The following is a 25,438-nucleotide window of genomic DNA, read 5'->3' on the forward strand; positions in this document are numbered from 1 at the left end:
AAGTCGCCTCCAGGCGACGACATCGGCAAGTGCGACATGACACTGGACGACAGCCGACGGCAAAGTGCGGCAGAACAGACAATAGTGTTCCTGTGCCGATGGAATAACAGCATGCAAATATTATGGGACGATGGTGAGCGTATCTTCTGTCGAGAATTGCGCTCGGGTACAGACGGCGACAACACGGTCCTGGTGGCCCGGCCCGCCACCGAACAACCTCGCCCCGGCTGCCTTGAGCGGCTCACCCATGAGTTCGGCCTGAAGGATGAACTCGATCGCGCCTGGTCGGTGCAACCGCTCGACATGGTGCGCGAAGGGCCCCAGGTGCAACTGGTGCTCGAGGATCCCGGTGGCGTGCCGCTCGTGCAACTGCTGATCGCACCGATGGAAACGGCGACGTTCCTGCGTCTTGCGGTGAGCATTGCCGTAGCGCTGGGCAAGCTCCACCAGCGTGGCATCGTCCATAAAGATATCAAGCCCAGTCACATCCTGGTGAACTGCGCCGATGGCCAGGCCCGACTTACCGGGTTCGGCTTGGCCTCGCGACTGCTGCGGGAACGACAGGCCCCCGAAACCCTGGCTGGCACGCTCGCCTATATGGCCCCCGAGCAGACCGGCAGGATGAATCGCTCGATCGATTCGCGCAGTGACCTCTATTCCCTCGGTATCACGCTGTACCAGATGTTGACCGGCTCGCTGCCGTTCACCGCGTCCGACCCGATAGAGTGGGTTCACTGCCATATCGCAAAAAAGCCCTTGGCGCCCAGCGTGCAGGTCGAAACCATCCCCGAGATGCTGTCCCGGATTGTCATGAAGCTGCTCGCCAAGACCGCCGAGGAGCGCTACCAGACGGCCGCGAGCGTCGAACATGATCTGCGCCGTTGCCTGGCGGAGTGGACGCAATCGCGGCACATCGAGGCCTTTGCGCTGGGTGAACAGGGCGCATCCGATCGGCTGTTGATCCCCGAGAAGCTCTACGGCCGTGAGCGTGAAGTCCAGACGCTGGTCACGGCGTTCGGTCGGGTGGTCGAAACCAGCGCGCCGGAACTGGTGCTGGTGACCGGCTACTCCGGTATCGGCAAGTCCTCGGTTGTCAATGAATTGCACAAGGTCCTGGTGCCGCCGCGGGGACTCTTCGCCAGTGGCAAGTTCGATCAATACCGGCGCGACATTCCTTATTCGACCCTGGTGCAGGCCTTCCAGAGCCTGGTGCGCACATTGCTGGGCAAGAGCGACACGGAGCTGGCGAGTTGGCGCGAAACGTTGTTGGAGGCGCTGGACGTCAACGCGCGGCTCATGACCGATCTGATTCCCGAACTCAAGCTCATCATCGGCGAGCCGCCGGCGGTCCTGGCCCTTGACCCTCAACAGGAACAACGCCGATTCCTGTTGGTGTTCAGGCGTTTCATCGGGGTGTTCGCCCGCGCGGACCATCCGCTTGCCCTGTTTCTCGATGACCTGCAGTGGCTGGACGCGGCAACGCTGGACCTGCTGGAGGATCTGCTGATCAGCGCCGATGTGCGGCACCTGATGCTGGTGGGCGCCTACCGCAGCAACGAGGTGGATGCCTCGCACCCGCTGACGGGCAAGCTCAAGGCCATTCGGAACGCGGGGGGCAAGGTTAGTGAGATCACTCTGGCGCCCCTCGCCAAGGAGCATATCGAGCAGTTGATCGCCGAAGCCCTGCATGACGCGCTTCATCGCATCGAGCCGCTGGCGCAACTGGTGCTGGACAAGACCGCGGGCAATCCGTTCTTCGTGATCCAGTTCCTGCAGGCGCTTGCTGACGAGCGATTACTGACCTTCGACCACGAAGTCCGGCAGTGGTGGTGGGATCCGCAGCGCATTCACGCCAAGGGCTACACCGACAATGTCGTCGACCTGATGGTCGGCAAACTGGCCCGCTTGCCGGCCGACACGCAGCAGGCGCTGCAGCAACTGGCCTGCCTGGGAAACGTGGCCGGGCTCAAGGCGCTTGCCACCGTTTTGGACATCCCCGCGGCGCAAGTCCGGGCGGTGCTGTGGGAGGCGGTTCGCCAGGAACTGGTCGAGTGGCTCGACGATGCCTATGGATTCGTTCACGACCGTATTCATGAGGCCGCCTACTCGCTGATTCCCCAGGCCGCGCGTGCCGAGACGCACCTGCGCATCGGACGGCTGCTCACGGCGCAAACGGGCGCGCAAGCGCTTGAAGAGACGATTTTTGAAATCGTCGGCCAGCTCAATCGCGGCGCGGCATTGCTCACCGACCGGGTTGAGCGGGAGCAGTTGGCTGAATTCAACCTGATGGCCGGCCAACGGGCCAAGGCCTCGACGGCCTATGCTTCGGCACTCAACTACCTGGCCACTGGTGCGCAGTTGCTGGATGAGGATTGCTGGACATGTCGTCATGAATTGATTTTCGCGTTGGAATTGAACCGGGCCGAATGCGAGTTCCTTACCGGGCAACTCGGTGCCGCAGACGAACGCCTGAAGGCCCTTGCCGATCGCGCCTTGACGGTGATCGAACGGGCCAACGTGGCGTGCCTGCTGATGGACGTCTACCTGCTCCTGGATCGCAGCGATGGTGCGGTGGCTGTCTGTCTCGACTATCTGCGTCATGTGGGGATCGAATGGTCGGCCCATCCGAGCGACGACGATGTGCGAGACGAGTACGACCGCATCGGCGAACTGCTGGGCGACCGGGCCATCGAGGACCTCATCGATCTGTCGTTGATGAAGGACGCGACGTCCCTGGCGACGCTCAACGCACTGGGCAAGCTCTTTGCGCCGGCGTTGCAGAGTGAAGCGAACCTGGCGGACCTGTTGATCTGCAAGGCGGTCACCCTGAGCCTGGAGCAGGGCAACTGCGATGCGTCCTGCGTGCTGTACGCCAATCTGTTCCGGGTCGCGGGCCGGCGGTTCGGGGACTACCAGCTAGGGTTCCGCTTCGGCCAGCTCGGTTGCGACCTCGTTGAAAAACGCGGCCTGAGGCGATTCGAGGCCAGCACTTATCTGTGCTTTTCCTGTTTTGCCGTGCGTTGGATGAAGCCCGTGGGGCAGTGCCGGGACCTGTTGCGTCGGTCGTTTGCGGCGGCGAACCGGATCGGCGACCTGCCGTACGGAGCGTATGCGGGCAATAACCTCACCGCCGATCTGCTGTTCGCTGGCGAGCCGTTGGCCGATGTACAGGGCGAAGCGGAGCGGGGCCTGGCCTACGCCAGGACGGTGCACTTCGGGCTGGTGACGGACTTTATCGTCGCGCAGTTGGCGCTGATCCGGATGCTTCGCGGCGTGACGCTGACCTTCGGCGGCCTGGACGATGGCCAGTTGAGCGAGCCGGCCATCGAAACCCATTTGTCCAGCAACCCGGACCTGGTGCTGGCTGAATGTTTGTACTGGGTCCGCAAACTGCAGGCCCGCTACCTGGCTGACGATCCTGAAGCGGCCCTGGCAGCGGCGGCAAAGGCCCAGGGTCTGCTCTGGGTTTGCCAGTCGTTCTTCGAGGAGGCCGAATACCATTTCTACGGCGCCCTGGCGCGAGCTGCCTGTTGCGACCGTGTGCCGGTGGATGAGCGCGAACCTTACTGGGTAGCGATGGCGGTCGATCACCGTCAACTCCAGACGTGGGCGCAGCAATGTCCGGAGAACTTCGCGAGCCGCACCGCATTGGTCGGTGCTGAAATTGCCCGGGTCGAAGGGCGTGTCATCGACGCCGAGCTGCTGTACGAGCAAGCTATCCAGGCCGCACAGGACAGCGGTTTCGTCCATATCGAGGCGTTGGCCAATGAACTCGCGGCGCGCTTCTATGCCGCCCGTGGCTTCGGCAAAATCGCCCGTCTCTACCTCCAGGATGCCCGCTACGCCTACCAGCGTTGGGGCGCCGACGGCAAGGTGCGACAGCTGGAGAACACCTATCCGTCGCTGAGGACCGAAGCGGCTGTGCCCGGTCCAACGACGACGATGACGACACCGGTCGAGCACCTGGATCTTGCCACCGTGCTCAAGGTCTCCGAGGCGGTGTCCGGTGAAATCGTGCTGGATAAGCTGATCGACATGGTCATGTGCACGGCGATTGAACAGGCCGGCGCCGAACGCGGGTTATTGATTCTGTCGAACGAAGGCGAGCACCGTGTCGCGGCGCAGGTGACCACCGGCAACCACGCAACGCAAATCCACAATGCCCCGGTGAGCGCGGCACTGTTGCCGGAGTCGATTCTCTACCACGTCCTGCGCACTGGAGAGAGCGTTTTTCTTGACGATGCCCAGATCGCGGCGCCGTTTGCCGCAGACCCCTACATCCGCCAGCAGCATGCCCGCTCGATTCTCTGCGTGCCGTTGCTGAACCAGGCCAAGCTTGTCGGCGCGCTCTACCTGGAAAACAATTTGGTCGCCCATGTATTCAACCCAACCCGGATCGCCGTGTTGAACCTGTTGGCATCCCGTGCGGCCATTTCGTTGGAAAATGCCCGTTTGTACCGTGAGGTCGCCGGGCGTGAAGCGAGAATCCGGCGCCTGGTAGACGCCAACATCATTGGGATTCTGTTTTGGAACGCCGATGGCGACATTATCGAAGCCAACGATGCCTTTCTGCGTATGGTCGGCTACGAGCGCGAAGACTTGGCCTTGGGCCGCCTGGGCTGGCGGGACCTGACGGTGCCGGAGTTCCGGGAACTGAGCGAACGCTCCTTGGCCCAGGCGCTGCTCACCGGGCACGCCCGGCCCTATGAAAAGGAATATTTTCGCAAGGACGGCAGCCGCCTGCCGGTCATCGTCGGCTTGGCGCTGTTCGAGCCCAACAGCCGGGAAGGGGTCGCTTTCGTGTTGGATCTGACCGAACGCAGGCAGGCAGAAGAAAAAATCCGCGAAAGCGAGCGACGTTATCGCGAGGTGCAAACCGAGCTCGCTCACGCCAACCGTGTCGCGACCATGGGCCAGTTGGTGGCTTCGATCGCCCATGAAGTCAACCAACCGATTGCCGCAACGATCCTCAATGCCGATGCCGCGCTGCGTTGGCTGAACACCCAGCCCCCTGAAATCGAGGAAGTCCGCCAGGTGCTGGGGCGTCTCATCTTCGACGCCAATCGCGCCGCGGACGTGCTGGGCCGGATCCGTGGGCATATCCGCAAGGCGCCACCGCAAAAAGGCCCAGTGGACATCAACGGTGCCATTGGCGAAATGATCGAGTTCACCCGTGGCCAGATCATCAAGCGTGGCGTCTCGATCCAGACGCAATTGGCCGCCGGCTTGCCGCTCATCGAGGGTGATCGGGTCGAGTTGCAACAGGTGTTGCTCAACCTGATCATGAATGCGCTCGAGGCGATGAGCAGCGTCAACGAGGGCGAACGGCAGTTGTGGGTCTGTGCAACGTTGGCGGAGGCCGGTTGGGTACTGGTGAGCGTGAGCGATTCGGGGCCGGGGTTCGCCTCGGAAAATGTCGATCAAGTGTTCACTTCGTTCTACACCACCAAGCCCACCGGCCTGGGCTTGGGGTTATCGATCTGTCGTTCGATCATCGAGTCCCACGGCGGCCGCTTGAAGGCCAGTGCCAACCAACCCCGTGGCGCTACCGTTCAATTCACGTTGCCCATCGTCCAGGGGCAAATGCATGCCTGAGGTCTGGACAGCGTCCGATTCATACTTAGGTTTAAAGGCCGCATATCAATAGATCACCGGCACCACTCCCACGTACAAATGCAACTACGCGACCCCGGCGATAGATTGGCCTCAAGGGTTGCGGAGTATGCGCCATGATCGATTTAACTCACCGGGCAATGGATGGACTTTCTGCGCTTCGTTCGATCGCGCTGATTTTCATGACGCTCGTGACGTCGAGCGCTTTCTATCGCCTGGGGACGCCGATGCTTGACGGGCAGATGTGCGCAGCGGCCTGCAACCGCGGCCTGTCTGACATGGCCTTGAAGTGGGTGCATGTCGAACAGGCGGGGGACACGTTGCCGATCGGCGCGCACCTGATCAGTCCACGCGGATTCTACCTGCATCACGGGATCTACCTGGGCGGCGCGAAAGTCGCTCACTACTCTGGGTTCAGCGGTTCGCTGAGATCCGGCCCCATCGAAGTGATCGAGCTTGAACATTTCGCCCATGGCAAACCGGTCTGGATAGCGCAAGAGCCGTATGAATATTCCAACGATGAAGTCGTCAAGCGGGCGCGTTCACGGCTCGGGGAAAACCAATACCGGATCCTGTCCAACAACTGCGAGCACTTTTGCAACTGGTGCATCAGCGGAAAACACTACAGCGCCCAAGTCGATGCCTACTTCCAGCGTCCCCGTTATCTTTTCGCTTTTATTTCGATGTTGGAACCGCATCTGATTGCCTAGTTTCTCCCCAGGGCACGGGGCAAGTCACGCAAGGTCGCTGTGCTACACTTTTTTTCGTTTCACTCGTCGGAAGGGGCGTGAATGAACGGTAATTCTTCATCCAATGAGCCGGGTTTCAAAGGTTCCATTGTGTTCGTGGTGGATGACGATGCCTCCATGCGCGATGCGTTGAGTAACCTGCTGCGCTCTGTCGGGATTCGCGTCGAGACATTTGCTTCCACGGCGGAATTTCTTCGGCAACCAAAGACCGAGTGCCCCAGTTGTCTGGTCCTCGATGTGCGACTGCAAGGCGCCAGTGGCCTCGACTTCCAGGCGCAGTTGGCGGAATCGGATTCGAATATCCCGATTATTTTCATCACCGGCCACGGCGACATCGAGATGTCAGTCAAGGCGATGAAGGCCGGTGCCGTGGATTTCCTGGCGAAACCTTTCCGTGAACAGAACCTGTTGGATGCAGTGTCCGCCGCGCTTCAGGCGGATGTCCGGCGGCGGCAAGTCGAGCAACAGTTTTCCGATTTGCATGCCCGCTACCAGACACTCACCGTGCGTGAAAAAGAGGTCATGGGTTTTGCGGTCACGGGGCTGATGAACAAGCAAATTGCCGGGCAGATGAACCTGAGCGAAATCACCGTGAAGATCCATCGCGCCCACGCCATGAAAAAAATGTGTGCCAAGTCGTTTGCGGACCTGGTCCGGATGGCCGAAGCATTGGGCACGGGGCAGAGTCGATGAGGGTTCACGAATTGAAGGCTGATAAGTAATGTAGATAAAAAGTTTTATTGACTAAAAAATTACATCGGGTAATTATTCCCCTGCATCTGCTTTCACGCAGAGTCATTTCGCAGGGGCAACCCAATGAATCAGAACACCGTGCCTTCACTGGCCAGTCTTTACGTCGAGACTCACGAATCGCCCTCTGACGCGCGCCTGGCGCCTTCGCTCATGCAAGGCTTTCCCGCCGAACCCCACCACCGTGTCACCTGGCATAACTGGATGAGCCCACCCTTCAACCAATGGGGCTTCCGCAATCTGGCGCGCTTGCGCCCCTCCATCGACGTGCAGGCCGGCACCGGGCCGGTCAGTGCATTCAAACAGGCGCTCCAGCCGCTGGATGCGCTGCACTTCGACAGCGAGTGTGGCTTGAGCATCAGCGTGATCGATCACCTGATCGCCAGCCAGACCGATGCGTTCCTGGTCCTCAAGGGCGACACCGTCCTGTTCGAGCGCTACTTCAACGGCCAGCGCCCCGAGGACCGGCACATCATGTTTTCGGTGACCAAGTCGCTGATCGGCACCCTGGGCGAGCAACTGGTCTGCGAAGGCCTGCTGGACCCGACGTTGACGGCCGCTCATTACGTACCGGAACTGACGGGCAGCGCCTTCGGCGATGCGACCGTGCGCCAGCTGTTCGACATGGCTGTGGCCGTCGATTACAGCGAGGTCTATGAGGACCCGGATTCAGAGAGTTCCCAATACGGCTACGCCTGCGGTTTCCAGCCAGCGCCGGCGCAGTACACGACGTTCGAATCCCTGTACCAATACTTGCCGTCATTGAGAAAGCGCGGCAGTCACGGTGGCTTTTTCCATTACGTGACGGCCACCACCGAGGCGTTGGCTTGGGTCATGGAGCGGGCGTCTGGCAAGGCGTGTCACCAATTGCTGCAGGAGATCTGGAGCCAGTTGGGCTGTGAGCGTGACGGCTACTTCCTGGCCGATCCCTGGGGCCGTAGCGTGGCCGGTGCCGGGTTCAGCGCGACCTTGCGGGACATGGCGCGGTTAGGCTGCTTGCTGGCCAACGATGGCCGCCAGGGCGGGCGACAACTGCTCTCGGCCGAGGCGCTTGCCGGTATCGCCGCCGGGGCCGATCCCGCGATCTATGCCGCCTGCGCCGACTTCTCGAGTTGGACCCCCGGCGCGTCCTACCGCAGCCAGTGGTATGTCTTCAACGACCACAGCCAGGCGCTCATGGCCGGTGGCATCCACGGCCAATACCTGTTCATCGACAAACCGTCCGGCGTGGTGATCGTCAAGCAGTCGTCCCTGGGCGAAGCCGTGAGCCCGTTCGACGGTGACAGCGTGCGCATGCTGCGTGCCATCGCGGCGCAACTGACGCCCTGAGTTCATCCGATAAACACAACAATTTCGTTCCGTTCACCTGGCCCGGCCAGGTGTTGGCGCGGGTTTGCGCCGCCATTCACTGCCCTGTAACAACAATAATCAACAGGAGCTTCATATGGTTTCCATGACGCGTTTGTCCCGAACGTTCCTCGTGCTCGGTTTACCCTTGACCGCCCAGGTTGCCTGGGCGGGCTACACCTTCGAGGAGGGCAACCTCAAGGGCGAGGTCAACTTAACGGCCAGTGGCGCAGCCGTGTCCACCCGCAACGTCAACTTTGGCGGCGGCGTGGTGGACATGCGCAGCGGCAAGAATGGCGGCACGAAAATCGACTGGCAGGAGTTCTACGTCAAGCCGGGCATCAAGTTGGAATACGCCGTACAGCCGGATTTCAGCCTGCTGGCCGGCGGCTCCCTGGTGGGAGCGACCACCTTCGGTGATGGCGATGCCGGTGGCTTCACCCGCAGTTCCGACGGCAAGGTGTCGACCGAAGAGTTCTATGGCGGTTTCCGGGCCGGCGAGTGGACGGTCACGGGTGGTCGCCAGAATTACATGATCGGCAACGGTTTCATCGTGATGGATGGCAACCTCGACCAGTTGAACGACGGCGCCTATTGGCTCGCCCCACGCACCGCCTTCAAGGATTCGGCGGTGGTCGCCTGGGACCATGGCGCGTGGAAGGTCCAGGGCTTCAGCCTGGGGACCGACAGCGACCTGGGTGACTTTCGCATGAGCGGCGTGAACCTGGACTACAACCTCGACGACCAGGTGACGCTGGGTGCCACCGCGTTGAAGGTCAAGGCCATGGGGCCCAAGGGCAGCACGTTGCCGCGTCGCCGCGATGGCATGCTGGTGTACAACGTCAGGGCGTTGGGCGCCAAACTCCCGGGCATCCCGGACCTGACCCTCAATGCCGAATATGCCTTGGAGCGAGGCAGCGGCGAAGGCGTGGACTACGACGCCAAGGCCTGGTACGGCCAGGCGGATTACACCTTCAGCACGCTGCCGTTGACCCCGGTGATCGGCTACCGCTACGCGAGTTTTTCCGGCGACGACAACCTCACCGACAACCGTCAGAAAGCCTGGGATCCGTTGAGCAAGGGCTTCGTCGACTGGAGCACCTGGCTGATCGGCGATGTCGTCGGCAACTACCTGATGTTCAACAGCAACGAAAACGTCCAGCAGTTCTCACTCAAGACCCACCTCAACGAAACCCTCACCCTCGGTGCGATCCACTACCAGTTCTGGCTCGACGAAAAAAACTACATGGGCACCGCCGTCAGCGACAAACGGTTTGCCGACGAGAGTGTAGTCTTCCTGGATTGGGCGCCGTCGAAGTCGTTGTCCACCTCGCTGTCGTATAACTGGGTCAAGCCCATGGCAGCGGCCAAACAGGTCTTCGGCGACGACCGGAAATTCAGCGCGCTGGAACTCTACTTCACCTATCGCTATTAAGTGCCGCGAGCCTTCGCGGCCGCGCTGGAGTGTTTGATCATGAACATGTTTTTGCGCAACACCTTGCTGGGCGCTGTCGTTTCGATGCTGGTCAGTGGCGCGAGCCTGGCCGAAGAGCGGACGGTGCGAATCTACAACTGGATCGAGTACCTGCCACCGGAAATTCTCAAGAGTTTCGAGGAGGAAACCGGCATCCGCCCCATCTATGACGTCTTCGACAGTGTCGAGACATTGGAGTCCAAGCTGCTGACCGGCAACTCCGGGTATGACGTGGTCTACCCGAGCAGTTCCAACGTCAGTCACCTGATTGCCGCCGGCGCCGTCCAGCCCCTGGACCGCAGCCAGTTGCCGAACTGGCAGCATCTGGACCCCGAGTTCATGAAGTCGCTGGAGGCGGTGGGTGATCCGGGCAACCGCTATGCAGCGCCGTACCTGTGGGGCACGACCCTGATCGGCTACAACGTCGACAAGGTACGCCAGGTGCTGGGGGCCGATGTGCAAATGAACACTTGGGACATCCTCTTCAAGGAAGAGAACATGGCCAAGCTGGCCAGTTGTGGCGTCGGCCTGCTGGACGCCGCCAACGAGATCGTGCCCATTGCCTTGCACTACGAAGGGCTGGACCCCAATAGCCAGAAACGTGAGGACTATGCAAAAGCACAGGCGGCCATGCTCAAGGTTCGCCCCTATATCACCTACTTCAATTCGTCGCGCTATGGCATGGACCTGGCCAACGGCGAGATCTGCGTAGGAGTGGGTTGGTCCGGTGGGGTGGCCCTGGCCAAGCGACTGGCCGAAGACGCAGGGAAGGGGGTCAAGGTGGAAATGGCGTTGCCCAAGGAAGGCGCGCCGATGTGGTCGGATGTCATGATGGTGCCCACCAACGCCCCTCATGCCAAGGAGGCCTACGCGTTCATCAACTACATCTTGCGTCCGGATGTCATTGCGCGAATCAGCAACAAGATCGGTTACCCCAACCCGAACAAGGAGGCCACGGCGTTGGTCAATGCCGACATTCGCAATAACCCCGCCATGTATGTGCCGGATGAGGCGCGCAAGACTCTGTTTGCCTTGGAGCCGGTGCCAGCCGCCGTGGAGCGGATCCGCACCCGCACCTGGACTGGCATCAAGACTCATCGCTGATCAGCGTGACCCGGCGTTGCGGCGCCGGGTCCGTATCGGTGGGTGACGCCCTCAGGCGCGCATGCCCAGGAAGAGCAATTCGGTGATCCGCCGGACCTGGGTGGAGTGTGCCTCGATGTCCGGTTGTTCCTGGTTGACCAGCCTGAACAGCTGCAAGTGCGAATAGTCGTTCAGCAGGAACGCGGCAAGGTCGACGTCCAAGTCGGCGCGCAGTTTGCCGGCCTGTTGCAATTCCCTGATCAGCCCACTGATTTCCGCCCTGAGCGCATCGTTCATGGCGCGATACCCCTCCGGCAGCCCGTTGTCGCCACCAAACAGGATCAGCGGCAGCAACTCGCGCCACAGGCTCGGGTGCATGACCTCCAGTGCGTAGCCGGTCAACAGCCGCTCCAGATAACACAACGCCTCGACCGGGTCTTCGATTTCAGGCATCTGGCTGCGGGTATCCGTGAGCGCGCGCTGGTCGGCGTCGTGGAGGATTTCCAGGATGATCTCCTGTTTGTTGCCGAAGTACTTGAACACCGTGGGCGCCGATACGCCGGCCTGGCTGGCGATCTGTTCGATGGTGGTGTTCTGGAAACCCTGACGCTCGAACAGTTCGACCGCCGCCTTGCTGATGGCTTGCCGGCGTTCGGCTTTTTGACGTTCACGCAGTCCGCTCACGGGAGGTCCTTGTTGGAAGAAGAGGTTAAGTGCCTTGGCGCAGCAACCCTGTGGGAGCGAGCTTGCTCGCGATAGCGGTGGATCAGTTGCATTGAAGTTGACTGAAACACGGCCATCGCGAGCAAGCTCGCTCCCACAGGATTGCTGGTTAAGTACAGGCCGGGTGTAGGCATGCAAAATACTTAACCCAGTAAAGTTTTTAAAGGGTTTATTTCATTACTGCCCCCATAGACTCGGCTGAATGCCGCGGTCCAGACGCCTGGCAGGAGGCAAAACGCCATGCCCCACATGGCGAAATCAGGCACAGAGATGGCGCGTTCAGGTAACTAACTCGGGAGGGAAGGCAGGTAACGTGGCGCGACTTTTCACCGCAAGCGCGCACGTTCGCCCTGGGTGGATCAATACAACCATGCGGTGCCGCTTCCAGGAGGGCGGCAAACCAGCAACACCGACTGTCCCTGCGCGCGTCTCAATGTTCGATCACAAGAGAATAAGAAAATGACCAGCCCCAGCTTCAAGGACTCGAACGGCCATCTGGCACAGGGCTTCAAGCCTCGTCACGTCACCATGTTGTCCATTGCCGGCATCATCGGTGCGGGTCTGTTCGTGGGATCGGGCCATGCCATTGCCGCCGCCGGCCCGGCGGTCATGCTGGCTTATCTGTTTTCCGGATTGTTGGTGGTCCTGGTCATGCGCATGCTGGGCGAGATGGCGGTCGCCAATCCGGACACCGGCTCCTTCTCGACCTATGCCGACCAGGCTATCGGACGCTGGGCCGGCTTCACCATCGGTTGGCTCTACTGGTGGTTCTGGGTGCTGGTGATTCCCATCGAAGCGCTGGCCGCCGGTCATGTTCTCAACCAATGGTTTCCCGCCGTCGATGCCTGGGTATTCGCCTCGGTGTCGATCGTTCTGCTGGCGGTGACGAATCTGTTCAGCGTGTCGAAGTACGGTGAGTTCGAGTTCTGGTTCGCCATGGCCAAGGTCGTGGCGATCATCGGCTTCATCTCCCTGGGGTTCGCGGTGCTGATGGGCTGGATTCCCGAGCGCGAAGCCAGTGGCCTGAGTCGGTTGATGGAGGAGCACGGCGGGTTCGCCCCCAACGGCCTGTCGGCGGTGGTGGGCGCGTTCATCACCATCATGTTCAGCTTCATCGGCACGGAGGCGGTGACCATCGCCGCCGCCGAATCCGATAACCCCGCGCAGAACATTGCCAAGGCCACCCGTTCGGTGATCTGGCGTATCGGTGTGTTCTACCTGCTGTCGATCTTCGTGGTCATTTCCGTGGTGCCCTGGAACGATCCGCTCCTGGCTTCAGTCGGTTCCTACCAGCGGGCGCTGGAGTTGATGAACATTCCTCACGCCAAATTCCTGGTGGATGTGGTGGTGCTGATCGCCGTGGCCAGTTGCATGAACTCCTCCATCTACATCGCCTCGCGGATGTTGTATTCCCTGGGGCGTCGTGGCGATGCGCCAAAGGCCTTGAAAGTGACGTCCTCGGCCGGTGTCCCGCGGTCGGCGGTGATTGCCAGTACCGTATTGGGCGCGGGCGTCACCTTGTTCAGCTACTTCATGCCCGCCGGCCTGTTCCAGTTCCTGCTCGCCAGCTCCGGCGCCATCGCCTTGCTGGTGTACCTGGTGATCGCCATCTCGCAACTGCGTATGCGCCGGATGTTGCAACGGCAGAATATCGAGCTGCCTTTTCGCATGTGGCTGTTCCCCTGGCTGACCTGGTTGGTCATCGTGTTCATCTCGGCGGCGTTGGCGGTCATGATGATCACGCCCGAGCACCGCAGCGAGGTCAGCACCACCCTGGGCCTGGCGCTGATCATTTCCTTTATCGGCCTGGCGACGTCGCGGCATCCTCCTCAACCCGAGCGTGTCGCTTCCCTCGGCTAGCCCCTCATTTTTTCCTGTTGACGCCACGTTACTGGCGTCAACAAAACTGCCTTTCAAGCCCATTCAAGAGGCAAAAAACGCCTTCTTGAAGCGCGGCCCTTCCGCCTGTCACCCACTTGCAAACCCAGCCTTGCGAAGCGGCACTAACCCGTGGCCGCGTTGTCAGTAATGGGCGCCTGTAGGGATGAGGATCGTCCCTGGTATCGGCACATCGGCTGAATAGTTTTTTCTCGAGCCTCCTCGGGAAAAAGAGCCTCGCGACGGATTGCGTCCTAGACCGACAATTTCTCTTGCAGGCTATTTCCCATGGGGTTTCTACTCGATCCGCGTCATGACATCGATGCTGCCTTATTGAGCTACCGCCGGGTGTTCTGGGCCCTGGCGCTGTTCAGTGGCGTGATCAATCTTTTGGTGCTGGTGCCGTCGCTGTACATGATGCAGGTCTACGATCGGGTCCTGACCAGTCGCAACGAAACCACCTTGTTCATGCTCACCTTGATGGCCCTGGGACTGTTCATGTTCAGTGCCCTGATCGAATGGGTGCGCGGCGAGGTGATGATTCGCATGAGCGCGGGGCTGGACGACGCCTTGGGCGAACGGATTTTCGACGCCGCCTTCGCCCGCAGCCTGCGCGAACACAACGCCAACCCGGCGCAGGTGCTCACCGACCTGGCGACGTTGCGGCAGTTGATCACCGGGCAGGGCTTGATCGCGTTGCTCGACGCCCCCTGGCTGCCGATCTTCCTGCTGGTGGCGTTCATCTTTCATCCCTGGTTCGGCGTGCTGACGGTGGTGCTCGCCCTGGTGCTGATCGGCTTGGCGCTGTGGGGCGAACTGGCGACGCGCACGCGCCTGGGCGAAGCCAATCGCCTGGGGGTGCAGTCGTCGATCTACGTCAACAGCACGCTGCACAACGCTGAAGTCATCCAGGCCCTGGGCATGCTCGGGCCGTTGCGCCAGCGCTGGAGCCTGTTGCAGCAACGCATCATTGCCGCCCAGGCCCATGCCAGCGACCGCGGCGCGCGCATCACCTCGGCGACGCGTTTCGTGCGGATCTCCGGGCAGTCCCTGGCCTTGGGGCTGGGCGCCTTGCTGGTGCTCGAAGGCCAACTGTCGGCGGGCATGATGATTGCGATGTCGCTGTTGCTGGGGCGAGCCCTGGCGCCCGTGGAAATCGCCATCGGTTCGTGGAAGCAATTCAACGCCGGGCGCCAGAGCTACCAGCGCCTGAGCCAATTGCTGGCCCAGCACCCGCGCGAACGCCTGCGCATGCCGTTGCCGCCACCCACCGGCGCGGTGCGCCTGGAACAGTTGTATATCGGCCCACCGGGTGCTTCGCAGCCGATCCTGCGCGGGATCAATTTCAGCCTCGCCAAGGGCGACGTGCTGGCCGTGGTCGGGCCCAGCGCCAGTGGCAAATCGACGTTGGCCCGGGCCCTGGTCGGGGTCTGGCCGGCCATGGGCGGGTCGGTGCGCCTGGACGACGCCGAGATCAGCCAGTGGTCCCACGACGCCCTGGGCCCGCACCTCGGCTATCTGCCCCAGGACATCGAGTTGTTCGACGGCACGGTCGCCGACAACATCGCTCGTTTCGGTGAGCAGGACGCCGACCAAATCATCGCCGCCGGACGCCAAGCCGGTATCCACGAAATGATCCTGCGGTTTCCCAAGGGCTACGACACGCCGCTGGGCCCCGGCGGGCTTGGCTTGTCCGGTGGACAGAAACAACGCCTGGGCCTGGCGCGCGCGCTCTATGGGCAACCGTCGCTGATCGTGCTCGATGAGCCTAACTCCAATCTCGATGATGCCGGTGAGCTGGCATTGGTCCAGGCGATCAATGCACTCAAGGCGGCCGGCAGCACTGTGGTGTTGATCACTCACCGGCCCAGTGTGCTGGCGGTGGTCGACCACATCCTGGTGCTCAAGGACGGTACTCAACAAGCGTTCGGCCCTCGGGACCGAGTGCTCAAGGCATTGATGCCGGGGCCGCGACCGGCCGCGGTCAGGGAGGCGGGCGGGGATGCGTGATCTGACTCCAGGGGCACAAGCGTACAGCGAGCACGGGCTGAGCGTGCTCGGCACCACAACGCTGCCCAGTGCCAGGACCGACGCCGGGAACGCAGCGCGTTATGGCATGGGATTCCTGATCCTGACGCTGGGTGGTTTCCTGCTCTGGGCCTGCCTGGCACCCCTCGACCAGGGGGTGGTGGGCAGCGGCACCGTGGTGGTGGCGGGGGAGCGCAAAGCGGTGCAGTCGTTGGTCGGCGGGGTGGTGGAAAAACTGCTGGTCAGTGATGGCGACCGCGTCACCCAGGGGCAATTGCTCGTGCAACTCAACACGGTGCAGGCGCAGTCGCAACTGGACGTGACCCTGGGCAAGCTGCTCAACGATCGCAGCATCGAGGCGCGCTTGATTGCCGAGCGCCTGGGCAGTGCCGAGATCCAATGGCCCGCCGAACTGCTGGCCCACGCCGACGAGCCGCGAGTCAAGGCAGCCATGGCCTTGCAGAGCCAGTTGTTCATCACCCGACGCGCGGAGTTGGGCAGTCGCTTGCAGATCATCGAGCACGAAGCCGCGGCGTTGCAGCAACAGCTACTTGGCTACGAAGGCGTCAAGCGCAACTACGACGCGCAGATGCGTTTCCAGCAACAGGAGCTTGAAGGCCTGCGTGATTTGGCCCGGGAAGGCTACGTCCCTCGCAACAAACTGTTCGAGGCCGAGCGCAACGCGGCCCAATTGGCGGGGCAGATCGCCTCTGGGGTGGGCGATGTCGGCAGGACCCGGCAGGCGATCAACGAAAGCCGGCTCAAGGCCTTGCAGGCGCAGCAGGAATTCCGCCGCGATGCCGAAACCCAGCTCAGTGAAGTTTCGGCCGAGGCGGCCGGTTATGCCGATCAGATTCGGGCCTTGCAGTTTGAAGTCGACAACGGTGCGATCCGTGCGCCAGTGGCCGGGCAGGTCATGGACGTGAGCATTCATACGGTCGGCGGTGTCGCGCAGGCCGGGCAGACCCTGATGCAGGTGGTGCCGCTGGATGCGCCGATGGCGATCACCGCCCGCTTCGAGCCGCTGATGGCCAACAAACTGCGCCCGGGTCTGCCGGTGCACGTGCATTTCACCGCGCTGCAACGGGTGGATACGCCGACGGTCACCGGCACCGTGACGACGGTGTCGGCGGACCAGTTGATCAATGAACAGACGCACCAACCGTACTTCTCCGCCAAGGTCGAGATTCCTGCCGACACCGTGGCCGCGTTGCAGAGCGCCGGCCTGCTGGTACGCCCCGGCATGCTCGCCGATGTCACGGTGGTGACGGGCGAACGCACCTTGATGAATTACCTGATGAAACCTTTGCGTGAACGCTTGCTGGCAGCCTTCAAAGAGGAATGAGCATGGTCGACCGTTGCCGCTACCGTTGGCGTGTGTTGCTGGGCCTGTATACCGGTTGGGCGGTGATCAATCCGCTGTGGGCCGCCGAGGCTGGCCTGAGCCTGACCGCCGCCTACGACGCCTCGCGCCTTAACGATCCGACCGTGCAATCGGCGGCCCACGCTTTCGAAGCTTCGCGGCATGAAGAAGACATTGGCCGTGGTGGCCTCTACCCGCAAGTGTCGCTGACCTCACGCTACGGCTATGGCGGGCGTACCGACGGCGGCGATGACAGCACTTACGTCAACAGCAACGATTACCAGGCGAACAACGTCACCCTGGCGGCGCAACAACCGCTCTACGACAAGGCCCGCTGGGCGGCGTACCAGGAAGGCAAGGCGCGTGGGCAACTGGGCACCCAGGTGTTCGACGTGGCCGGTCAGACCTTGTATGACCGGGTGGCAAAGGGGTATTTCGACGTCGCCCGGGCCGAGAACGAGATCAAGTTGATCGCTCAGCAAAAGGCGGCCATCCAAGGCTTGGTCATCCAGAGCAAAAAGCTTTATGAGGGCGGCCAGGGCGCGATCACCGATATCGATGAGGCCCAGGCGCGGCTCGACCTGGTGCACGCCCAGGAGGCCGAAGCCCAGGCGCGCCGCGTGGCCGCCTTGCGGGCCTTGTCCGGACGGGCCAGCATGCCCATCGATGACATCCTGCCGATGCGCGAGGAATTGGCCGCCGGCAGCCCGATCCCGCCGGAGCAGGATTTACCGTACTGGACGGCGATTGCCCGCCAAGCCAGCCCCGAGCTGGCCGCCCGGCTGGCGGCGGTCAAAGTTGCTGAAGCTCAGGCCGACAGCCAGCGTGCCGGGCATTATCCGACCCTGTCGCTGACCACTCAGTTGACCCGCCGGGAAACCCGTCAATACCAGGAACTCGACCCGCGCCAGGACACCTATTACGTGGGCGTGCAGCTGGACATTCCGTTGTATCGCGGCGGGGCGGTGCGGGCCTCGGTGGCCAAGGCCGAAGCGCAACTGGCCGGCGCCCAGTCCGACTACGATGTGCAGCGCCAACAACTGGCCGAGGATATCGAGGCCGATTATCTGGGCGTCGTCGCCGGGTTTACGAAGAGCAAGGCCATGCAACGGGCGGTGGAGTCCAACCAGCGAGCACTGGCCTCGACGGAGAAAGGCTTCCAGGGTGGCGTACGTTCTACGGTGGATATTCTTGACGCCCAGCAGCGGTTGTTCCAGGCCCGTCGAGATCTGCTCAACACTAAGCTCGACATGCTGCAAAGCTATGTGAGCCTGCACACCCACACCGGCCAGATGAACCGCGCGGTGCTGGAGCAGGTGCAAAGCCTGTTCTAGACAATCCAGGGGGCAACTTTGCACTTATCCCTGTGGTGAGGGGGTGGCCGCCGCGTCTTCGACGCTGCGCTGTCGCGCAGTGAACTTGACCCTGTGGCGAGGGGATTTATCCCCGCTGAGCTGCGCAGCGGCCCTAAAGCAGTGAACTCAATCTTCCTGGTGCACCGAGTTGGCTGGTTTGGGGGCTGCTGCGCAGCCCAGCGGGGATAAATCCCCTCGCCACAAAAACGGTCAGACCCTGTGCTTGCCTTCAACCTTTCAGGTACAACACGACCCCCCCTGTGGGAGCGGGCTTGCTCGCGAAAGCGGTGGTTCAGTCAGCATCTTTGTTGGAGGTGCCGACGCCATCGCGAGCAAGCTCGCTCCCACAGTTTGATCTGCGGTTGACCTGGATTTTTCAGGCACAGCACTGAACCGCCTGTGGGAGCGAGCTTGCTCGCGATAGCGGTGGGTCAGTCAACATCAATGCTGAATGTACCGCCGTCATCGCGAGCAAGCTCGCTCCCTGTGGTGGGTTTCAAGCCCCCTAGTGGGGGCTTGATTCAGGCGGTGAAGTCGCTGGCGTGCAGCTCCTTGACGCCGACCAGTTCGAATTCGAACTCGGGGGTGGCGTCGGCGTTGGTGCTGCCGGAGAGGATGCCATCGACGAAGCGCAGCTGGCCGGTGGCGTTGGTGGCGTCGAAGGCGTTGCTGCCGATGAACGTGAAGGCATCGACCGTGGCGGTCAACGGGTTGGCATCCAGGCCGGTGAGGTCCAATTTGTCGAACTCCGCGCTCTTGAAGCCGTTGATCACATCGCGCAAAGCCCCGACGCCCATGTCCGACAGCGCACCAAACGCGTAGGTGTCCGCGCCGGTGCCGCCGGTAAGGTTGTCGGTGCCCGCGCCGCCGATCAAGCGGTCATCGCCGGAACCGCCCACCAACGTATCGTTGCCGGCCCCACCGTCGAGGACGTTCGCCGCACTGTTCCCCGACAACGTGTCGGCGTAGGCACCTCCTTTCAGGTTCTCGATGAATTTCAAGGTATCGAGCCCGGACCCCACGGTGTTTTGTTGCGCAGACGTCGAGAGGTTGACGGTGACGCCGGACAGCGCGCGTTCAAAGCTGGCTGTGTCAATGCCATCGCGTCCATCCAGGACATTGTTGCCGGCACCGGCGAACAGCGTATTGCCCAACGCGTTGCCGATGCCATTGGAGGCACCGGTACCATCGACATACAGGTTCTCGACGTTGTTGCCCAAGGTGTAGGTCGCCAGACTGCTGTGCACGCTGTCGATCCCGCCCGTCACCGTATTGCTGTTGGTCTCGATCACGCTGTCATCGGCATTGTCGACAAAGTAACTGTCGTTGCCATCGCCACCGCTCATGCTGTCGGCCCCCGCGGCGCCGTCGAGCACGTTGTTGGCGGCATTGCCGGTGATGAAGTTGCGCCGTTCATTGCCGGTGCCGTCGATGTCCGAAACCCCGGTGAGTACCAGGTTCTCGAGATTGGCCCCCAGCGTCCAACTGACCGAGGCCTGCACCGTGTCGATCTGTGAGGTCGAAGTGTTGGTTTCCACCACGCTGTCGAAGGCGTTGTCGACCACGTAGATGTCGTTGCCATCGCCACCGGTCAGGGTGTCCGCGCCGAGGTCGCCATCCAGCGTGTCGTTGCCCGCGCTGCCCACCAGGGTGTCGTCCTGGTCGGTGCCGGCGATCATCCCGCCCTGGTTCTGGCCTTTGTCGAAGATGTCCTGCACGCTGTTGTTGTCGTTGGGGTTGCCTTGGAAGCCCAGGTCATCGGCGATGTAGTCCGCCAGGCGCTGGCCGACGATTTCCGCCGATTCTTCGTGCAGGTGCCAGACGTCATCGGGGTACACCAATGGATCGACTTCATAGCGCAAGGGCAGGTCGGTGTAGTCCACCGCCAGCTTGACGTCGGCGCGTTCGGCGGCCATGGCTTCCTGGGCGGCGCGGACATAACCGACGCCTTCGACGATGGCAGCGATCTTCTCTTCCGAGTAACCCCGGGCCCGGGCCGCGTCCTCTGAGTAATGACCGGTTTCCATCAGGTACACGCTGAAATTGCCGAATTGGGCATGCAGGTAATCGAAGACTTTCAGGGTCGCGGCCTTGTACGCCGCCGCGGCCGCGGCCTTGTCCGTGGCGCGGGCGATTTCCTGGGCGGCTTCCTCGCCCTGACCCCAGATGATGCCCATGGTGACGTTATCGATCGACTGCAGTTCGGTGCGCTGGTCGCGCAGCAACGTCACCGCCCGCAACAGCGCCTGCCCCGGTTGGTTGGTGTCGGTCAGCCACCAGCACAGCTTGAGTTCCTCGGCGCTGAGCGTGGACAGGCCGTTGACCGTGCTGCCGCCGACCGCGATGTCGATACCGTTGCCATCGGCATCGGTGAACTGGCTGCGCACGTCGTAGGTGGTGTAGCGGCTCAGGTCATTGACCAGCATCGAGGTGCCGGATTGGTTGTCGTCCTCGGTCATGCGCAGCAAACGCGCATTGGATTGGCCGAGGGTCGGCAGGTAGAGAATGTCCTGCTGGGCACGCTCACCGAAGACGAAATCGTTGGCGGTGAGGGTGTTGAGGTAGTTGCCGTTGAGGGCGATCTCGAAGCGATTACCATCGGCGTCGGCTTCGGCGGACTTGACGTAGGTCTTGTCGCCGGCAGCGTTCAGGGTCATGTACAACGTGCCGTTGCTGCCATCGCCGAGGCCGAGCAAGCCCAGCCCCGAAACGTCGATTTTGTCGACGCCGACGGTGAAGTCATAAATCGTGTCGGTGGCCGTGACACCCCCGGTGTCGTAGTCGCGGTAGCTGTCGGACAGGTTGTTGTAGCGAAACGTGTCGGCGCCATCGCCACCGTACAACGAATCCCGTCCGGCGCCGCCGTCGACGATGTCCGCACCGGTCCCGGCCTTGATCGTGTCGTTGCCGCCGAGGCCGAGGATCAGGTCCGCTCCCGTCGTGCCGTTGAGGGTTTCGGCGTTGTTGGTGCCGGTGATGGTATTGGCGGGCGCATCGGCCACCACCAGGGTGAAGTTGTCGCTGACCGAGGCGCCCGAGGGATCGGTGGCCTTGACCAGGACGTCGTAGTTGCCCGCCGCGGTGCTGGTTGGCGTGCCGCTGAAGGTCAGGTTGGTGGCATTGAAACTCAGCCAGGCGGGCAGGGCGTTGCCGTTGGCGAGGGTCGCGGTGTAGGTCAGCACATCCTGGTTGGCGTCGGTGAAGCTGTTGCTCGCCACGGTGTATTGGAATGGCGTGCTTTCACTGGCGTTCTGGTCCAGGAGTGGGGTGGCCACGACTGGCGCCACGTTGGTGGGGTTGGTCTGGTCGGCGAAGACGAAGTGAGTGGCCGTCAGGCTGCTGACCAGGTTGCCCGCTAGCGACACTTCGAAGCGATTGCCGTTGGCATCGACCGTGAGGTCCTTGAGGTAGGTGCGGTTGGTCGACGAACTGTAAGTGACCTGCAGGGTGCCGTTGAGCCCGTTGCCCAGGCCGGTATAGCCCAGGGCTGACACATCGATCTTGTCGGCGGCCACGTCGAAGTCGAGGATCTGGTCACTGGCGCTGGTGGAGCTGGTGCGGTAGCTGTCGAGTTTCGAGGTGTAGCGGAACACGTCGGCCCCGGTGCCACCGGTGAGTTTGTCGACCCCGGTGCCGCCGACCAGGATGTCGTTGCCGGCGCCTCCATTAAGGGTGTCGTTGCCCGCGCCACCGAACAGTTGCTCATTGGCCGCGGTGCCGGTCAGCGTGTCGTTGTTCGGCGTGCCATTGATCACAATGGCGGCGGGGACGTCCTGCACGGCGAGAGTAAAACTGTCGCTGACGGTGGCGTTGCTGCCGTCGGTCGCCGTGACCTGGATCGAGTAGGTGCCCGACGCGGTGTCGGGCGGCGTGCCGCTGAAGGTGCGGGTGGCGGCATCGAAGATCAGCCAACTGGGCAGGGCGCTGCCATTGGCGAGCTTGGCGGTGTAGCTCAGGCTGTCGTTGTCCGGATCGGTGAAGCTGGTGGCCGGCACCACGTAGCTGAACGGGGTGTTTTCGCTGGCGTTCTGATCCACCAGCGGCGTAGCCAGCACCGGCGCCTGGTTGGTCGGCGACGTGGTGGCGAAGACGAAGTTGGCGCTGGTCAGGGTGTTGAGGTAATTACCGTCCAGCGCCACTTCGAAGCGGTTGCCATTGGCGTCGGCCTCCAGGGATTTGATGTAGGTCTTGGTGCCGGCACTGTTGAGCACCAGGTACACGGTGTTGTTCTTGCCATCTCCCAGGCCGGTGAAACCCATGGCCGAGAGGTCGATCTTGTCGGCGCTGACGTTGAAGTCGGTGATCAGGTCGCCCAGGTTGGCACCGCCGGTGTTGTAGTTACGGTAGCTGTCCAGGCGATTGGCGAACACAAAGGTATCCGCCCCAGCGCCGCCGGTGAGGGTGTCCATCCCGGCGCCACCGTCGAGCTTGTCATCGCCGGCGCCGCCACTGAGGCTGTCATTGCCCGCCAGGCCGAGCAAGGTGTCGGCCGCATCGCTCCCCAGCAGCGAGTCACTGCCGCTGGTGCCGGTGATCACCCGGTTGAAGATGAAGTTGTTGGCGGTCAGGGTACTGGCCAGGTTGCCCGAGAGGATCAGCTCGAAGCGATTGCCGCTGGCATCGGCGTCGAAGTCCTTGATGTAGGTGCGGTTGCTGCTGGCGTTGTAGCTGACTTGCAGGGTGCCGCCACGGCCATTGCCCAGGCCGGTGAAACCGAGGCCGGCGAGGTCGATCTTGTCCTGGGTGACGTCAAAGTCGGTGATGGTGTCATCGAAGCTGGTGGTCGCGTTGCGATAACTGTCCGACTGAGCGACGAAACGGAACGTATCGGCGCCGGTGCCACCGGTGAGTTTGTCGACGCCCGCGCCGCCTACCAGGATGTCGCTTCCGGCCCCGGCGTTGATGGTGTCGTTGCCCGCCGCGCCATAGAAAATCTCGCTGGCGCTGGTGCCCGTAAGGATGTCGTTGCCGGCCGTGCCTTGCACGGTGGTCATGGGCACCGTGGCGCTGACGTAGCTGCCGTCGCCATAGACCAGCGTGGCGCCCTTGCTGGTGTGGCTGATGGTGTTGGCGATGATGGCGTTGCGGTCGGTGCCGTCTTCATTGCGCTCTGCAACACCGTAGGTCGACAGGTCGCTGCCGCTGATGCTGTTGCCCTGGATGAGGTTGTCGCTGCCGTTGAAGTACTTGCCGGACACGCCCAGGGTGTCGTCATAGGACTGGATGATGATTTCCGGTACGGCACTGCCCAGTGCGTTGTTGTTGAGGGTGTTGTCGATGACCTCGACGTGGTTGCTGCCGTAGATGCGGATCCCGGCGCTGGCGTTGTCATGGATATCGATGCCCGTGACGGTCACTTCGCTGGAGAGCTTGATCAGCACGCCTTCGGCGCCGTTGCCATACACCTCGCCGCCGGTGATGGTGATGTTGCTGGGCGAGGGGATGTCCTCGCTGCCACGCTGGACCACGATGCCGTTGCCGCCGTTGTCGTAGGCGACGTTATTGGTCATGGTGAAGTCGTGGGTGCTGGTGACGACGTTGAAACCGTGGCGGTCGTTGTTGTAGGCGATGTTGTTTTCGAAGGTGCTGTCGCTGAGGAAGTCGGCGACGAAACCGTCCAGGCCGTTGCCGTGGGACACGCTGTTCTTGATGACCATGTTGACGGTTTGCTCGTGGGGGTCGAAACCGTACCCGGAGCAATCCTTGATCTCGACGCTGTCGAGGGTGACGTTGGAGTCGTAGCCTTCTTCGCCGGGAATATAGCCGTTGAACCAGCCGTCGACCTTGCCGGTGGTGCTGTCGCGGTTGCCGTCGATGGTGAGGTTGCTGACGCCGAAATCGTGGGTTTCCTCGCCATACGCCGAGCGGATGATGCCGGTGATCTTGGTGTCGGAGCCATCGGCCAGCTTGACCGTGGTGTCACCCATGCCGTCGCCGTACAGGTAGACGTTGCTCTTGAGCATCAGGCAGCCGTCGGAAGGTTCTTCGCCCCCCGAAACGATGTAGGTGCCGGTCGGCATGTACACCTGGCCTCCGCCGGCCGCAGCCGCCGCATCAATCGCACTCTGAATGGCTGCCGTGTCGTCGGTGATGCCATCTCCTTTGGCGCCAAAATTTTGTACGTTGAAAATCATGAGCTTATCTCCGTATCAGGCTTAAACCTCGGTAGACGCCAATATTCCATCGACGACCTCGGTGTTATGACCCAACGGAGCGCAAAAGTTGTGACCGCATATCGGGGAAAGTGTCAAAAAGCCGGACTAACTGATCAGCGGTTGTTTGGGGATGGGCAGGAACAACGTTCCGTTGACGCTTTCTTAACGCTGACGACGCCCTTTGTGGGAGCGAGCTTGCTCGCGATAGCGGTGTATCAGTCGCCATTGATGCCACTGAACCGACGCTATCGCGAGCAAGCTCGCTCCCACAGGGTTTGGTGGTGGGGCGGACATACGGTTTCCTTGATTGGCATCAACCCCGCTTCAGGGACCGCGCGATACCCTCGACTAAACCATCGCCCCGCTGAACAGGGGCGGCCGAGGACGCTCATGAGTTATCCGCTGTTTCTGACCTTGCATCTGTTTGCCGCGCTGGTGTTCATCGGCACGGTGTTCTTCGAGGTCCTGTTCCTGGAAAGCATCCGCAAGCAACTGCCCGCCAAGGTCATGGTGTTGCTGGAACAAGGCATCAGCCGGCGCGCCCGGCAGTTGATGCCTTGGGTGCTGCTGGTGTTGTTTGGCGCAGGCGGTGGCATGGTCTGGTTGCGCTATTGGTCGGCGTTGTCGGCACCGTTGCAGTCGTCCTTCGGTGTGCTGCTGGGGCTGAAGATCCTGTTGGCGGGCAGTGTGCTGGGGCATTTTCTCTGGGCCATGTGGCTGTTCAGACGCGGGCGAATGAACGCCCGTTACGTGCACATCATCCATGTCAGCGTGTTCCTGCATATGGTCGCGATCGTGCTCCTGGCCAAGGCCATGTTCTACGTCACCTGGTAAGCGCTGGCGGGGGCGAGGCGCTTGATACAGGTCAAGGTGGCCCGGCGGGTTAGCGCGCAAACTGCCCCCGCACAGCTACTCGGAGA

General features: G+C 62.0%; 13 protein-coding genes. 11 read left to right on the plus strand and 2 right to left on the minus strand.

Annotation, left to right across the window (positions count from 1 at the left end; genetic code table 11):
* Nucleotides 1-111 precede the first annotated feature (111 nt).
* The 6 genes from AB4N80_RS18190 to AB4N80_RS18215 all read left to right on the plus strand — a co-directional run bounded on the left by AB4N80_RS18190 (nt 112) and on the right by AB4N80_RS18215 (nt 11,037).
* A complete protein-coding gene (locus AB4N80_RS18190; RefSeq protein ID WP_460078134.1) occupies nt 112-5,595 on the plus strand; it encodes a trifunctional serine/threonine-protein kinase/ATP-binding protein/sensor histidine kinase in 5,484 nt (1,827 codons plus the stop codon).
* A gap of 134 nt (nt 5,596-5,729) precedes the next feature.
* Nucleotides 5,730-6,323 carry a lecithin retinol acyltransferase family protein gene (locus AB4N80_RS18195; protein ID WP_122565576.1) on the plus strand — a complete coding sequence of 198 codons (594 nt, stop codon included), beginning with the start codon at nt 5,730-5,732 and terminating at the stop codon, nt 6,321-6,323.
* 81 nt (nt 6,324-6,404) lie between these two features.
* Nucleotides 6,405-7,055, plus strand: a complete 651-nt coding sequence (locus AB4N80_RS18200) for a response regulator transcription factor (protein WP_122565575.1) — start codon at nt 6,405-6,407, stop codon at nt 7,053-7,055.
* A 123-nt stretch (nt 7,056-7,178) separates the two neighbouring features.
* Nucleotides 7,179-8,441: a serine hydrolase domain-containing protein gene (locus AB4N80_RS18205; RefSeq protein WP_354337027.1), complete on the plus strand. Its 1,263-nt coding sequence runs from the start codon at nt 7,179-7,181 to the stop codon at nt 8,439-8,441.
* Nucleotides 8,442-8,556: 115 nt separating this feature from the next.
* Entirely contained in the window at nt 8,557-9,894 is a 1,338-nt protein-coding gene (locus AB4N80_RS18210) for an alginate export family protein (protein WP_354337025.1), read from the plus strand.
* Nucleotides 9,895-9,933: 39 nt separating this feature from the next.
* The gene (locus AB4N80_RS18215; RefSeq protein ID WP_122565571.1) at nt 9,934-11,037 is read left to right on the plus strand and encodes a polyamine ABC transporter substrate-binding protein; all 1,104 of its coding nucleotides are present in this window, start codon (nt 9,934-9,936) and stop codon (nt 11,035-11,037) included.
* 51 nt (nt 11,038-11,088) lie between these two features.
* Here AB4N80_RS18215 and AB4N80_RS18220 read toward each other — a convergent pair whose 3' ends face one another.
* Nucleotides 11,089-11,700 (minus strand): TetR/AcrR family transcriptional regulator, encoded by a 612-nt coding sequence (locus tag AB4N80_RS18220; RefSeq protein ID WP_060742654.1) that lies wholly within the window; start codon nt 11,698-11,700, stop codon nt 11,089-11,091.
* A 498-nt stretch (nt 11,701-12,198) separates the two neighbouring features.
* Between AB4N80_RS18220 and gabP the strand changes: the two genes are divergently transcribed.
* From gabP to AB4N80_RS18240, 4 genes are all read left to right on the plus strand, one after another.
* Nucleotides 12,199-13,599, plus strand: a complete 1,401-nt coding sequence (gabP, locus tag AB4N80_RS18225; RefSeq protein WP_122565570.1) for a GABA permease — start codon at nt 12,199-12,201, stop codon at nt 13,597-13,599.
* Between the two features lie 306 nt (nt 13,600-13,905).
* On the plus strand, nt 13,906-15,627 hold the full coding sequence (locus tag AB4N80_RS18230) for a type I secretion system permease/ATPase (RefSeq protein WP_460078136.1): 1,722 nt from the start codon (nt 13,906-13,908) through the stop codon (nt 15,625-15,627).
* Nucleotides 15,620-16,990 carry an HlyD family type I secretion periplasmic adaptor subunit gene (locus tag AB4N80_RS18235; protein WP_122565568.1) on the plus strand — a complete coding sequence of 457 codons (1,371 nt, stop codon included), beginning with the start codon at nt 15,620-15,622 and terminating at the stop codon, nt 16,988-16,990. The genes AB4N80_RS18230 and AB4N80_RS18235 overlap by 8 nt, the downstream gene beginning before the upstream one ends.
* Nucleotides 16,991-16,992: 2 nt before the next feature.
* Nucleotides 16,993-18,342: a TolC family outer membrane protein gene (locus tag AB4N80_RS18240; RefSeq protein WP_305481680.1), complete on the plus strand. Its 1,350-nt coding sequence runs from the start codon at nt 16,993-16,995 to the stop codon at nt 18,340-18,342.
* 542 nt (nt 18,343-18,884) lie between these two features.
* Here AB4N80_RS18240 and AB4N80_RS18245 read toward each other — a convergent pair.
* The gene (locus AB4N80_RS18245; RefSeq protein ID WP_460078138.1) at nt 18,885-24,497 is read right to left on the minus strand and encodes a putative Ig domain-containing protein; all 5,613 of its coding nucleotides are present in this window, start codon (nt 24,495-24,497) and stop codon (nt 18,885-18,887) included.
* A 411-nt stretch (nt 24,498-24,908) separates the two neighbouring features.
* Between AB4N80_RS18245 and AB4N80_RS18250 the strand changes: the two genes are divergently transcribed.
* Complete coding sequence (locus tag AB4N80_RS18250) at nt 24,909-25,352, plus strand: CopD family copper resistance protein (protein ID WP_122565565.1); 444 nt, start codon at nt 24,909-24,911, stop codon at nt 25,350-25,352.
* Nucleotides 25,353-25,438: the final 86 nt, after the last annotated feature.

It is taken from the genome of Pseudomonas sp. H3_A02, from assembly GCF_054671965.1.